Source organism: Pseudomonas putida (assembly GCF_002741075.1).
In the GTDB taxonomy this organism is placed as follows: Bacteria; Pseudomonadota; Gammaproteobacteria; order Pseudomonadales; family Pseudomonadaceae; genus Aquipseudomonas; species Aquipseudomonas putida_T.
In genome coordinates, this window is record NZ_CP016634.1 from 2,897,366 (window position 1) to 2,910,018 (window position 12,653).

Sequence of the window (12,653 nt, forward strand, 5' to 3'; positions counted from 1 at the left end):
GATGAAACCCTGAAATTAGAAGTAGCCTTGGCGTTTTTTGTCTTCCATCGAGCCTGCACCATCGTGGTCGATGACGCGGCCCTGGCGCTCGGACGTACGGGTCAGGAGCATTTCCTGGATGATGTCCGTCAGGGTCTCGGCTTCCGACTCGACAGCACCCGTCAACGGGTAGCAGCCGAGGGTACGGAAACGCACCTTCTTCTTGACGATGCGCGCTTTCTCTTCATCGGTGAGATGCTCGAGGATGCGCTCGTCGTCGATCATGATCAGGGTGCCGTTCTTCTCGATGACTTCACGCTCGGCGGCGAAGTACAGCGGCACGATCGGGATGCCTTCGAGGTAGATGTACTGCCAGATGTCCAGCTCGGTCCAGTTCGACAGCGGGAAGACGCGGATCGACTCGCCCTTGTTGACCTTGCCGTTGTACACGTTCCACAGTTCCGGGCGCTGGTTCTTCGGGTCCCAGCGGTGCTTGCTGTCACGGAACGAGTACACGCGCTCCTTGGCCCGCGATTTCTCTTCGTCGCGGCGAGCACCACCGAAGGCAGCGTCGAAGCCGTGCTTGTCCAGCGCCTGCTTCAGGCCCTGGGTCTTCATGATGTCGGTGTGCTTGGAGCTGCCATGGGTGAACGGGTTGATGCCCTGCGCCACACCTTCAGGGTTGACGTGGGTGATCAGCTCCAGGCCCATCTCCTCGACCATCTTGTCGCGGAAGCGGTACATCTCCTGGAATTTCCACTGGGTGTCGACGTGCATCACCGGGAACGGCAGCTTGCCTGGGAAGAAGGCCTTGCGCGCCAGGTGCAGCATCACGGCGGAGTCCTTGCCGATCGAGTACAGCATCACCGGGTTGTCGAACTCGGCGGCCACCTCGCGGATGATGTGGATGCTCTCCGCCTCCAGCTGTTTCAAGTGCGTCAGTTTGTCGACCATGGCTACTCACGAAAAACGATCTTATGGACGGCCTGCGGGCCGTGTTCGAGCGAGGAACTGTATCACAGCGCCTGATTCTATTTAGGAGGCTGACTAGACCGAAAGAATCTAACGATATGACTGCGGGTTTGGGGTGAATCGAGGCCGCCAGGTCGCTTCCCTCGGGGGCGGCGATCTTCCGTGGGAGCCACTGTCTTGTCTCGATCTTCAGGCTGATGCTGACGCTTGTGGGAGCGGCCTCGGTCAGATGGGATTGGGACAGTCGATGAACAGGTGCTCCACCGCAAAGCGCCGCGCCAGGTAGTCGCCCAGCGCCTGCACGCCGTAACGCTCGGTAGCATGGTGCCCGGCGGCGATGAAGCTGATGCCGTTCTCCCGGGCGCTGTGGAAAGTCTGCTCGGACGCCTCGCCACTGAGGAACAGGTCCACGCCAGCCGCGATAGCGGTATCGATGTAGCCTTGCCCGCCGCCCGTGCACCAACCGACCCGGCGCACCAGTTGCTCGCCCTCGATCACCAGCGGCTCACGGCCCATCACCTCCTGCACCCGGCGGGCGAAATCGCGCGCCGACATCGGCTCGGCCAGGGATCCCACCAGGCCGACCACCTTGGGGTTCAGCGGGTCCAGTGGGCCCTCGACGGTGATGTCCAACTGGCGGGCCAATTGCACGTTGTTGCCCACCTCAGGGTGCACATCCAGCGGCAAGTGATAGGCCAGCAGGCTGATGTCATGCTTGAGCAGGGTTTTGATACGGCGCTGCTTCATGCCCGTGATGCAGGGGTTCTCGCCTTTCCAGAAGTAACCGTGGTGCACCAGCACCAGGTCGGCCTCGGCCTCCACGGCCGCATCCAGCAATGCCTGGCTGGCGGTGACGCCACTGACGATCCGGCTGACCTGCGGGCGTCCTTCGACCTGCAGGCCATTGGGGCAGTAATCCTGGATCTTCGCGCTGCCCAGGTAGCGCTCGGCTTCCTCGACCAGAGTGTTCAGGGCGACGGCCATGGAAAATCTCCTCGAAATCTGCACGTTCGGCGGGCGCAACGCCCGTATAATGGCCGCCATTATGGGCCGTCGCCGGCTTCGGGGAAACCGGCGGCAGTCGCCCGGGGGCAAGCTCGTGGCGCTGCCACTCACGGGTAAAGCCGCTCCTCACAGGACCTGACGACAACCCTGTGGAAGCGGGCTTACCCGCGTACGCTGCGCCGCGGTCAAGACCGTCGCCTGATCGGCTGTTTCACGTGTATGATCGCGCGCGCTCGCACCCCTGCTGCGTAGCCAACTGGCCCCTGCCCTACTCCCAGGATTCATTCGATGCTCAAGGCTCTGCGTTATTTTGGCTGGCCCCTGCTTACCGGTGTGCTGGTCGCCCTGCTGATCATCCAGCGCTTCCCTCAGTGGGTCGGTCTGCCCAGCCAGGATGTCAACCTGCAGCAGGCCCCACAGACCACGCGGATCGTGCAGGGTCCGGTGTCCTATGCCGACGCCGTGACCCTGGCCGCGCCAGCGGTGGCCAACCTGTACACCACCAAGGTGGTCAACAAGAGCGCTCACCCACTGTTCGAAGACCCGCAGTTCCGCCGCTTCTTCGGTGACAACCTGCCCAAGCAGCGGCGCTGGGAGTCCAGCCTGGGGTCGGCGGTGATCATGAGCCCCGAAGGCTACCTGCTGACCAACAACCACGTGACCAGTGGCGCCGACCAGATCGTGGTAGCGCTCAAGGACGGTCGCGAAACCCTGGCCCGGGTCATCGGCAGCGACCCGGAAACCGACCTCGCGGTGCTGAAGATCGACCTGAAGAAACTGCCGGCGATCACCATCGGCCGCTCTGACAATATCCACATCGGCGACGTGTCCCTGGCCATCGGCAACCCCTTCGGCGTCGGCCAGACCGTGACCATGGGCATCATCAGCGCCACCGGCCGCAACCAGCTGGGCCTGAACAACTACGAAGACTTCATCCAGACCGACGCGGCGATCAACCCCGGCAACTCCGGTGGCGCGCTGGTCGACGCCAACGGCAACCTGATCGGCATCAACACCGCGATCTTCTCCAAGTCCGGCGGCTCCCAGGGCATCGGCTTCGCCATTCCGGTCAAGCTGGCGCTGGAGGTGATGAAATCGATCGTCGAGCACGGCCAGGTGATTCGTGGCTGGCTGGGCATCGAGGTGCAGCCGCTGAGCCAGGAACTGGCCGAATCCTATGGCATGCAGGGCCGTCCGGGCATCGTCGTGGCGGGTATCTTCCGCGATGGCCCAGCCCAACGTGCCGGCCTGCAACTGGGCGATGTGATCATGAGCATCAATGGCGAACCGGCCGGTGACGGTCGCAAGTCGATGAACCAGGTGGCGCGGATCAAGCCCAACGAGAAGATCACCATCGAGGTGATGCGCAACGGGCAACCGCTCAAGCTGATCGCTGAGGTAGGGCTGCGACCGCCACCAGCACCGGCCGCCGCCCAAGAAGAAAAGTAACGAAAGGGGCAGCCTTGCCGCCCTGTGAAGCGGGTTTATAGAGACAGCGAGCCAACCCGTCGCCTGCTTCGCGGGTGAATCGGTGCGCCGAACCGCCGCTCCCACAGGTACAGCGGTGTTCTTGAGCGCACCGCAGAACCTGTGGGCAGGGCTGCCTAGCCATCCAATGGCATCAATGCAGGATCTGGCTCAGGAACAGCTTGGTCCGATCACTGCGCGGCCGGTCGAAGAAGTCATCCGGCGCGGCCTGTTCGACGATCTCCCCCTTGTCCATGAAGATCACCCGGTTCGCCACGGTCCGTGCAAAACCCATCTCGTGGGTCACGCAAAGCATGGTCATGCCGTCTTCGGCGAGCCCCACCATGGTGTCGAGCACTTCCTTGACCATCTCCGGGTCCAGCGCCGAGGTCGGTTCGTCGAAGAGCATGATCTTGGGCTTCATGCACAGCGCCCGGGCGATCGCCACCCGCTGCTGCTGACCACCGGACAACTGCCCTGGGTACTTGTGCGCCTGCTCGGGAATGCGCACCCGCTCCAGGTAATGCATGGCGATTTCCTCGGCCTTGCGCCGGGGCATCTTGCGCACCCACATCGGCGCCAGAGTGCAGTTCTCCAAGATGCTCAGGTGGGGGAACAGGTTGAAGTGCTGGAACACCATACCCACCTCGCGGCGGATCGCCTCGATCTGCTTGAGGTCGTTGGTCAGCTCCACGCCATCGACCACGATGCGCCCCTGCTGGTGTTCCTCCAGTCGGTTGAGGCAGCGGATGGTGGTGGACTTGCCCGAGCCGGACGGGCCGCACAACACGATGCGCTCGCCCTGGCGCACATTGAGATTGATGTCCTTGAGTACGTGGAACTGCCCGTACCACTTGTTCACACCCTGCATCTGGATGATGCCTTCGGGGCCGACAGGCTGTTTGATCGCTTCACTCATTTCGAGACTCCTAACGCTTGTGGCCAGTGTCCAGCTTGCGCTCCAAGTGCATGGAGTAGCGGGACATACCGAAACAGAAAATCCAGAACACCAGGGCGGCGAACACATAGCCCTCGGTGGCCATGCCCAGCCAAGTCGGGTCGGCCGCAGCCTGCTTGACGCTGTTGAGCAGGTCGAACAGGCCGATGATGATCACCAGGCTCGTGTCCTTGAACAGGGCAATGAAGGTGTTGACGATGCCCGGGATCACCAGCTTGAGCGCCTGGGGCAGGATCACCAGCCCCATCGACCGCCAGTAGCCCAGGCCCATGGCCGCGGCCGCCTCGTACTGGCCCTTGGGGATGGCCTGCAGGCCGCCCCGGACCACCTCGGCGATATAGGCCGACTGGAACAGGATCACCCCGATCATCGCCCGCAGCAGTTTGTCGAAGCTCATGCCCTCGGGTAGGAACAACGGCAACATCACCGAGGACATGAACAACACGGTGATCAGTGGCACGCCACGCCAGAATTCGATGAAGGTCACGCAAACCACCTTCACCGCCGGCAGGTTGGAACGCCGTCCCAGCGCCAGCAGGATGCCCAGGGGCAAAGCGCCGACGATGCCGACGGTGGCGATCACCAAGGTCAGCATCAGGCCGCCCCACTGGCTGGTCGGTACCGTGCTCAGGCCCAGGTAGCCGCCGTGCAGCAAGGTGTAGGCGATGATCGGGTACAGCACCAGAAAGCCCAGGCCATAAGCCACCTTGCGTGGGAAGCGCTTGATGAACAGCGGTGCGGCGCCCAGCACGGCGAGCCAGACGGTCAGGTCTACCCGCCAGCGCAGTTCCATGGGGTAGTAGCCATACATGAACTGGCCGAAGCGTTGCTGGATGAACACCCAGCAGGCGCCTTCCTTGGTGCAGTCGGCGCGGGTGGTGCCGACCCAGTTGGCATCGATGAACGCCCACTGCACCAGAGGCGGCACGATCAGCCACACCAGGTACAGGGCGAACAGCGTCAGCAGGGTGTTGAGCCAGCTGGAGAACAGGTTCGCGCGCATCCATGCGAGCGCACCGACGGTCTTGACCGGTGGCGGCATGTCAGGTTTGAAAACATGGGCAGTCACTGGCGTATCCTCACCGCTCGATCAGCGCGATGCGCTTGTTGTACCAGTTCATCAGCAGCGAAATGCTGATGCTGATGGCGAGATAGACACTCATGGTGATGGCGATCACCTCGATGGCCTGACCGGTCTGGTTGAGCACGGTACCGGCGAACAGCGAGACCATCTCCGGGTAGCCGATACCGGCAGCCAAAGACGAGTTTTTCGCCAGGTTCAGGTACTGGCTGGTCAGCGGTGGCACGATCACCCGTAGGGCCTGAGGAATGATCACCTTGCGCAGGGTCGGTCCCTCGCGCAGGCCAAGCGAACGCGCCGCTTCGGTCTGGCCATGGCTGACCGAACGGATCCCCGAGCGCACGATCTCGGCGATGAACGCGGCGGTATAGATGGTCAGCGCCAAGGTCAGGGCCAGCAGTTCGGGGATCAGCACCCACCCACCGACGAAATTGAAGCCCTTGAGCTGCGGTATTTCCCAGCTCAGCGGGTTGCCGAACAACAGCACGCACACGCCCGGAATCCCGATGAACATCAGCAGGCCCACCCAGAACTTGTGGAACGGCTCGCCGGTTTCATCGAAGCGCTTGTTGGCATGACGCACCATCAGCACGATGGCGATGACCGCCAGCACCACGGCGCCCACGAACGGCCAGAAGCCCTCGGCCATGGAAGCACCGGGCATGTTCACGCCGCGGTTGCTGATGAAGAAGGTGTCCTGCAGGTTGATGCTGCCCCGCGGCCCTGGCAGCGTGAGGAACACCGCGAAGTACCAGAACAGGATCTGCAGCAACGGCGGAATATTGCGGAATGTCTCCACATACACCGTCGCCAGCTTGTTGATCATCCAGTTAGGCGACAGCCGCGCCACGCCGATGATGAAACCCAGCAGCGTGGCCAGGATGATGCCGATGAAGGTGACCAACAGGGTGTTGAGCAGACCGATAAGGAACACTCGGGCGTAGCTGTCCGACTCCACGTAGGGAATCAGGTGCTGGGCGATGCCGAAGCCTGCGCTGCGCTCGAGAAAGTCAAAGCCCGAGGTGATCCCCCGGTGTTGCAGGTTGGTCTGCGTATTGTGGAACAGGTACCAGCCCAGCCCCACCACGAAGACTACCGTGACGATCTGGAACAGCCACGCGCGCACACGTGGATCGCTCAGGGAAAACCCCTTCTGCGCGCCAATTTGATTTTGCATGTAATGCCCCGAAAGGATGGGATCGAACAACCTGCGGCGGCGCAGTGCCGCCGCAGGTGCAACCATCAGCGCACTGGAGGCGCGTACTGGATGCCGCCGTTGTTCCACAGGGCGTTCATGCCACGATCGATCTTCAGGTCAGTGCTTTGGCCCAGGTTCTTCTCGAACACTTCGCCGTAGTTACCGACCTGCTTGACGATCTGCACCACCCAGTCCTTGGGCAGCTTCAGGTCCTTGCCATACTCGCCGTCGGCACCGAGCAGGCGGGCGACGTCGGGGTTCTTGGTGGACTTGGCCTCGGCCTCGACATTCTTCGAGGTGATGCCTGCCTCTTCGGCGTTGAGCATGGCGAACAGGGTCCACTTGACGATGCTGAACCACTCCTCGTCCCCCTTACGCACGACCGGGCCCAGAGGCTCCTTCGAGATGGTTTCCGGCAGCACCACGTACTCGCTTGGCGCGGCCAGCTTGGAGCGCTGGGCGAACAACTGCGATTTGTCGGAGGTCAGTACGTCGCAACGGCCCGATTCCAGCGACTTGGCGCTTTCATCGGAGGTGTCGAAGGTGATTGGGGTGTACTTCAGGCCATTGGCGCGGAAGAAGTCGGAAACGTTCAGCTCGGTGGTGGTACCGGCCTGGATGCAGATGGTCGCGCCATCGAGCTCCTTGGCGCTGGAAACGCCCAGCTTCTTGTTGACCAGGAAACCGACGCCGTCGTAGTAGGTGACCCCGGCGAACACCAGGCCCATGCCGGCATCACGCGAGCTGGTCCAGGTGGTGTTGCGCGACAGGACGTCGACTTCACCCGATTGCAGTGCCGTGAAGCGCTCTTTGGCGTTGAGCTGGCTGAACTTGACCTTGGTCGCGTCGCCGAAGACGGCAGCGGCCACTGCGCGGCACACATCGGCGTCGATACCGACGATCTTGCCGGTGCTGTCCGGTACCGAGAAGCCCGGCAGGCCGTCACTCACGCCACACTGGACGAAGCCCTTCTTCTTTACCGCATCAAGCGTAGCGCCAGCGTGGGCGAAGCTGGTGGCACCCAGCGCAGCGGCAGCGGTCAGGACTGCCAGGGTGGTTTTCAACATCTTCATTCACAACCTCCAATCGCTCTTGTTGTATCGAGCCGGAATTGCACCGCACCCTTATGAGGCGCATCCGACCCTTGTTGGCTTGTTATTGGGTCAATTGGCGCAATGGGCCGTTCTGCTGACAGCCTTCTATCCGCACGAAGGGGTGTTACCGTCGCCGGCCATCCCCTCGCATCGGTTGATTCATAGCAAAGGGCGTACCACAGTCCTGGGCTTAAGCGTTTAAGGGGTCGTCAAGCTGGAAAAGTTGTAGAGTTGCGACATCTTCTTGTGGCATTACCCATGCACGCCTTTATTTCATGCACTCGATCAGGCGCGTGCGCACACTTTCGGAGCCGTCATGACCAACCCGTTGATCCTCGAACCCCAGAACACCGCAGATGCCTGTGTGATCTGGTTGCACGGCCTGGGAGCCGACCGTTACGACTTCCTACCGGTGGCCGAAGCGCTGCAGGAACACCTACTCAGCACCCGCTTCGTTATGCCCCAGGCACCGACACGTCCGGTAACGATTAATGGCGGCTACGCCATGCCCAGCTGGTACGACATCAAGGCAATGACCCCTGCCCGCGCCATCGACGAAGCGCAGTTGGAAGCGTCCGCTGACCAGGTGGTGGCGCTGATCGAGGCCGAGCGGGCCAAGGGTATCGACCTGGCGCGGATTTTCCTGGCCGGTTTCTCCCAGGGTGGCGCGGTGGTCTTGCACACGGCCTATATAAAGTGGCAGGAAGCCCTGGGCGGTGTGCTGGCGCTGTCCACCTACGCGCCCACCTTCAATGACGGCCACCAGCTCAGCGCCTGCCAGCAGCGCACACCAGCCCTGTGTCTGCACGGCGTGCACGACCCCGTGGTGATCCCGTCCATGGGCCGCACGGCCTATGAGCACCTCAAGCAGTGGGGCGTCGAGGTGACCTGGGAGGAATACCCGATGGAGCACGAAGTGGTGCCCCAGGAAATCAACGACATCTACAACTGGTTGGTGCGCCACCTGCGCTAGCGGTGCAATCGGCTGTAGTTGTAGGCACCGCACTACGCCCTGCCCGGTTCTTGCATTACACTGCCGGGCGTACATTCCTTAACCAGTTGACGAGACGATCGTGCTCAAGGCACTCAAGAAAATCTTCGCCAAGGGCGACGCCGCACCCCAGGCCACCGCGCCTGCTGCCGGCGTAATGACGCCCCCACCTGCGCCCGCGGTCGAACCGCCGGCGCCCCCAGCCTCGCCGGTCGACTCGACCGAGGCCACACCACCTCCTCGCGACGACAAGCCCGCCAAGGACAAGCCGCGCCGCGAACGCAAACCCAAGCCCCAGGCCAGCCTGTGGAAGCCGGAAGACTTCGTGGTCGAGCCCCAGGAGGGCAAGACCCGCTTCCATGACTTCAAGCTCTCCAACGAGCTGATGCACGCCATCCACGACTTGGGCTTTCCTTATTGCACGCCGATCCAGGCCCAGGTGCTGGGTCATACCCTGCGCGGCAAGGACGCCATCGGCCGGGCCCAGACCGGCACCGGCAAGACCGCGGCGTTCCTGATCTCGATCATTTCCCAGCTGCAGCAGGTGCCGCCGCCCAAGGAACGCTACATGGGCGAGCCGCGTGCGCTGATCATCGCGCCGACCCGCGAACTGGTGGTGCAGATCGCCAAGGACGCCATGGCGCTGACCAAGTACAGCGGCCTGAACGTCATGACGTTCGTCGGCGGCATGGACTTCGACAAGCAGCTCAAGGCCCTGGAAGCGCGTCATTGCGACATCCTGGTGGCCACGCCGGGCCGCCTGCTGGACTTCCACCAGCGCGGCGAAGTGCACCTGGACATGGTCGAGGTGCTGGTGCTCGACGAAGCCGACCGCATGCTCGACATGGGCTTCATCCCCCAGGTCCGCCAGATCATTCGCCAGACCCCGCCCAAGAGCGAGCGTCAGACCCTGCTGTTCTCCGCCACCTTCACCGACGACGTGATGAACCTGGCCAAGCAGTGGACCACCAACCCGGCCATCGTCGAGATCGAGCCGGAGAACGTGGCCAGCGAAACGGTCGAGCAGCACGTCTATGCGGTGGCCAGCAGCGACAAGTACAAGCTGCTGTACAACCTGGTGACCCAGAACAAGTGGGAACGGGTGATGGTCTTTGCCAACCGCAAGGATGAAGTGCGCCGCATCGAAGAGCGCCTGGTGCGCGATGGCATCAACGCCGCCCAGCTGTCGGGCGACGTGCCGCAGCACAAACGCATCCGCACGTTGGAGAACTTCCGCGAAGGCCGCATCGCGGTGCTGGTGGCCACCGATGTGGCAGGCCGTGGTATCCACATCGACGGTATCAGCCACGTGATCAACTTCACCCTGCCGGAAGATCCGGACGACTACGTGCACCGCATCGGTCGTACTGGCCGCGCCGGCACCAGCGGCGTGTCGATCAGCTTCGCCGGCGAGGACGATGCCTACCAGTTGCCGGCCATCGAAGAGCTGCTGGGGCGCAAGATCAAATGCGAGATGCCACCGGACGAGCTGCTGACGTCGATACCGCGCAAGCATCACTGAGCCCTGTACCTTGGGGCACCTTGTGCCCCTTCCCAAGCGGTCCGGCGCCTCGGCAGGACTGCTCCCACAGGCACTGCGCCACTCTGCAGTGCCTGCTCTTTGGCAAATCCTTCCCCCTCCCCCTCTCTTCCCGGTGCTGCGCTGTACCCCAACCTTTTTACGCCCGCGATATTGTCCAAATAAACAAAAAGTCCATAATGGAAAAAATAGTTTATCTGGAGCCTCGCATGACCGCGCCCCTCGTCGTCGATCAACAACACACCCGCCAATTGCTCGCCCAGGTGGATGTCCCACATATCCTGCGCAACTTGTTCCGTGACCTGGCCAGCGGCCAAGCAGTACAACCGCCGCAACAACTGGTGGAGTTTCCGGCTGGCCGGGGCGACTTCATCAACTATGGCGGCGTATTGGCCACGGAGCGGGTCTATGGGGTGAAAACCTCGCCCTACATCGTCCGCGACCAAGGCCCCCTGGTCACCGCCTGGACCCTGCTGATGTCCATGGACAGCGGTCAACCCCTGATGCTCTGCGACGCCAGCGAACTGACCACCGCACGCACCGCCGCCACCACTGCCGTGGCCATCGACGCGCTGGCTCCAGGCCATGCCCGTCGCCTGACGGTGATCGGCAGCGGCCCGATCGCCCGCGCTCACCTGCACTACGTGCGCGACCTGCGCGACTGGCAGGACATTCGCCTGTATTCCCCCAGCCTGGGCCAGCAGAGCGCTGGGCAACGCGAACAATTGGCCGGCCTCGACAGCCGCCTGCAACTGATGAAAAGCCTCGAACAAGCCCTGGACGATGCCGACGTGATCATGCTCTGCACCTCCTCGGCCGTGCCAGTCATCGACCCGCGCACGCTGAGCAAACCTGCGCTGATCACCTCGATCAGCACCAATGCCGTGCGCGCCCATGAAATCCCACCAGCCTGCCTGGGCGAGATGGATGTCTACTGCGATTATCGGGTGACCACCCCCGGCAGCGCCGGCGAAATGCGCATCGCCGCCGAACAACTGGGGTGGCAGGCAGACGCCATCGTCGGCGACCTGCCGCAACTGCTCAGTGGCAAGGCCCCTGCGCCCGCCTACCAACGCCACGCTTTCTTCCGTTCCATCGGACTGGGCCTGGAGGACATTGCCCTGGCCAATGCCCTGTATCAGCTGCTGCGCGAAGCCTGAGGAGAACAGCATGCAGACTGCCGACTACATCATCGTGGGCGCGGGTATCGCCGGCGCCTCCACCGGCTACTGGCTCGCGGCCCATGGCCGCGTGGTTGTGCTCGAGCGCGAATCCCAGCCCGGCTATCATTCCACCGGCCGTTCGGCGGCGCTCTACACTGCCGCCTATGGCACGCCACAGGTACGCGCCCTGACCCTCGCCAGCCGCGCCTTCTTCGATCATCCGCCCAGTGGTTTCGCCGAACACCCATTGCTCACACCGCGCGGTGAGATGACCGTGGACTTCAACGGCGACCCCGCCGAACTGCAACGCCAGTACCTCAGCGCCAAGGCCTGCGTGCCCGAATTCGAGCTGCTCGATGCCGACCAGGCCTGCGCCCGTCTGCCGGTGCTGTGTCGGGACAAAGTCCATGGTGCCCTCTACGACCCGAGCGCCAGCGACATCGACACCGATGCCCTGCACCAAGGTTACCTGCGCGGCATTCGCCGGCAACAGGGCGAAGTGCGCAGCGATTGCGAGGTGCAGCATGTGGAGCGTGACGCCCACGGGCTGTGGCAGGTGCATACCAACCACGGCAGTTTCAGTGCGCCCGTGCTGATCAATGCCGCGGGCGCCTGGGCGGACCACATCGGGGAGCTGGCCGGCGCTCGCCCCCTCGGTCTGCAACCCAAGCGCCGCGCTGCCTTCATCTTTGCCGCGCCCGAAGGCGTCGACTGCCACCATTGGCCGATGCTGGTCAGCCTCGATGAGTCCTTCTACATGAAGCCGGATGCCGGCATGCTCCTTGGCTCCCCCGCCAATGCCGACCCGGTGGAGCCGCACGATGTGCAGCCCGAAGAACTCGACATCGCCCTGGGCATCTACCAGATCGAGGAAGCCACCACCCTGCGCATCCGCCGCCCTACTCGCACCTGGGCCGGGCTACGCAGTTTCGTTGCCGACGGCGACTTGGTCGCCGGCTTCGACCCGCAGGTACCTGGGTTGTTCTGGGTCGCGGGCCAGGGCGGTTACGGCATCCAGACCTCGCCCGCCATGGGCCAGGCCAGCGCCGCCCTGGTCCGTGGCGAGCCGCTGCCGCAACACCTGCAGGGCTTTGGCCTGACGGCCGCCATGCTGTCCCCGGCGCGCCTGTCGGGATGACGCGCCGCCGCGATTGCGGCACACTCGCAGCGCCCTAGCCGCAAGGGCGCTGACACAGCCTGGAGCC

The 12,653-nt window shown here is 63.3% G+C and carries 11 protein-coding genes; 5 read left to right on the top strand and 6 right to left on the bottom strand.

Annotated features, from left to right (window positions below; genetic code table 11):
• Positions 1–15: 15 nt before the first annotated feature.
• Positions 16–933 (bottom strand): sulfate adenylyltransferase subunit CysD, encoded by a 918-nt coding sequence (cysD, locus tag IEC33019_RS13480; RefSeq protein ID WP_023378799.1) that lies wholly within the window; start codon positions 931–933, stop codon positions 16–18.
• Positions 934–1,176: 243 nt separating this feature from the next.
• The gene (locus tag IEC33019_RS13485; protein ID WP_070092317.1) at positions 1,177–1,935 is read right to left on the bottom strand and encodes a Nif3-like dinuclear metal center hexameric protein; all 759 of its coding nucleotides are present in this window, start codon (positions 1,933–1,935) and stop codon (positions 1,177–1,179) included.
• A gap of 309 nt (positions 1,936–2,244) precedes the next feature.
• Here IEC33019_RS13485 and algW point away from each other — a divergent pair, with 309 nt between their 5' ends.
• Complete coding sequence (gene algW / locus IEC33019_RS13490; protein ID WP_070092316.1) at positions 2,245–3,405, top strand: Do family serine endopeptidase AlgW; 1,161 nt, start codon at positions 2,245–2,247, stop codon at positions 3,403–3,405.
• Positions 3,406–3,577: 172 nt separating this feature from the next.
• On the opposite strand, the gene IEC33019_RS13495 is transcribed toward algW, so the two are convergent.
• From IEC33019_RS13495 to IEC33019_RS13510, 4 genes are all read right to left on the bottom strand, one after another.
• A complete protein-coding gene (locus IEC33019_RS13495; protein WP_043207442.1) occupies positions 3,578–4,342 on the bottom strand; it encodes an amino acid ABC transporter ATP-binding protein in 765 nt (254 codons plus the stop codon).
• Between the two features lie 10 nt (positions 4,343–4,352).
• Positions 4,353–5,450, bottom strand: a complete 1,098-nt coding sequence (locus tag IEC33019_RS13500) for an amino acid ABC transporter permease (protein ID WP_070092315.1) — start codon at positions 5,448–5,450, stop codon at positions 4,353–4,355.
• Between the two features lie 10 nt (positions 5,451–5,460).
• Complete coding sequence (locus IEC33019_RS13505; protein WP_070092397.1) at positions 5,461–6,639, bottom strand: amino acid ABC transporter permease; 1,179 nt, start codon at positions 6,637–6,639, stop codon at positions 5,461–5,463.
• A 65-nt stretch (positions 6,640–6,704) separates the two neighbouring features.
• Entirely contained in the window at positions 6,705–7,733 is a 1,029-nt protein-coding gene (locus IEC33019_RS13510; protein WP_043207439.1) for an amino acid ABC transporter substrate-binding protein, read from the bottom strand.
• Positions 7,734–8,070: 337 nt separating this feature from the next.
• Here IEC33019_RS13510 and IEC33019_RS13515 point away from each other — a divergent pair, with 337 nt between their 5' ends.
• The 4 genes from IEC33019_RS13515 (at position 8,071) to IEC33019_RS13530 (ending at position 12,586) form a co-directional block, all read left to right on the top strand.
• Entirely contained in the window at positions 8,071–8,727 is a 657-nt protein-coding gene (locus tag IEC33019_RS13515) for an alpha/beta hydrolase (protein WP_070092314.1), read from the top strand.
• Between the two features lie 100 nt (positions 8,728–8,827).
• Positions 8,828–10,267: an ATP-dependent RNA helicase RhlB gene (gene rhlB, locus IEC33019_RS13520; protein WP_070092313.1), complete on the top strand. Its 1,440-nt coding sequence runs from the start codon at positions 8,828–8,830 to the stop codon at positions 10,265–10,267.
• Positions 10,268–10,494: 227 nt separating this feature from the next.
• Positions 10,495–11,445, top strand: a complete 951-nt coding sequence (locus IEC33019_RS13525; protein ID WP_070092312.1) for an ornithine cyclodeaminase family protein — start codon at positions 10,495–10,497, stop codon at positions 11,443–11,445.
• Positions 11,446–11,455: 10 nt separating this feature from the next.
• Positions 11,456–12,586, top strand: coding sequence for an NAD(P)/FAD-dependent oxidoreductase (locus IEC33019_RS13530; protein WP_070092311.1), 1,131 nt, complete (start codon positions 11,456–11,458; stop codon positions 12,584–12,586).
• Positions 12,587–12,653: the final 67 nt, after the last annotated feature.

Bases quoted from the DNA above. Each gene is read 5' to 3' on its own strand.
- IEC33019_RS13515 (WP_070092314.1), top strand. From the start codon at position 8,071: ATGACCAACCCGTTGATCCTCGAACCCCAGAACACCGCAGATGCCTGT.
- IEC33019_RS13495 (WP_043207442.1), bottom strand. From the start codon at position 4,342: ATGAGTGAAGCGATCAAACAGCCTGTCGGCCCCGAAGGCATCATCCAG.
- algW (WP_070092316.1), top strand. From the start codon at position 2,245: ATGCTCAAGGCTCTGCGTTATTTTGGCTGGCCCCTGCTTACCGGTGTG.
- IEC33019_RS13485 (WP_070092317.1), bottom strand. From the start codon at position 1,935: ATGGCCGTCGCCCTGAACACTCTGGTCGAGGAAGCCGAGCGCTACCTG.
- IEC33019_RS13530 (WP_070092311.1), top strand. From the start codon at position 11,456: ATGCAGACTGCCGACTACATCATCGTGGGCGCGGGTATCGCCGGCGCC.
- IEC33019_RS13525 (WP_070092312.1), top strand. From the start codon at position 10,495: ATGACCGCGCCCCTCGTCGTCGATCAACAACACACCCGCCAATTGCTC.
- IEC33019_RS13505 (WP_070092397.1), bottom strand. From the start codon at position 6,639: ATGCAAAATCAAATTGGCGCGCAGAAGGGGTTTTCCCTGAGCGATCCA.
- cysD (WP_023378799.1), bottom strand. From the start codon at position 933: ATGGTCGACAAACTGACGCACTTGAAACAGCTGGAGGCGGAGAGCATC.
- IEC33019_RS13510 (WP_043207439.1), bottom strand. From the start codon at position 7,733: ATGAAGATGTTGAAAACCACCCTGGCAGTCCTGACCGCTGCCGCTGCG.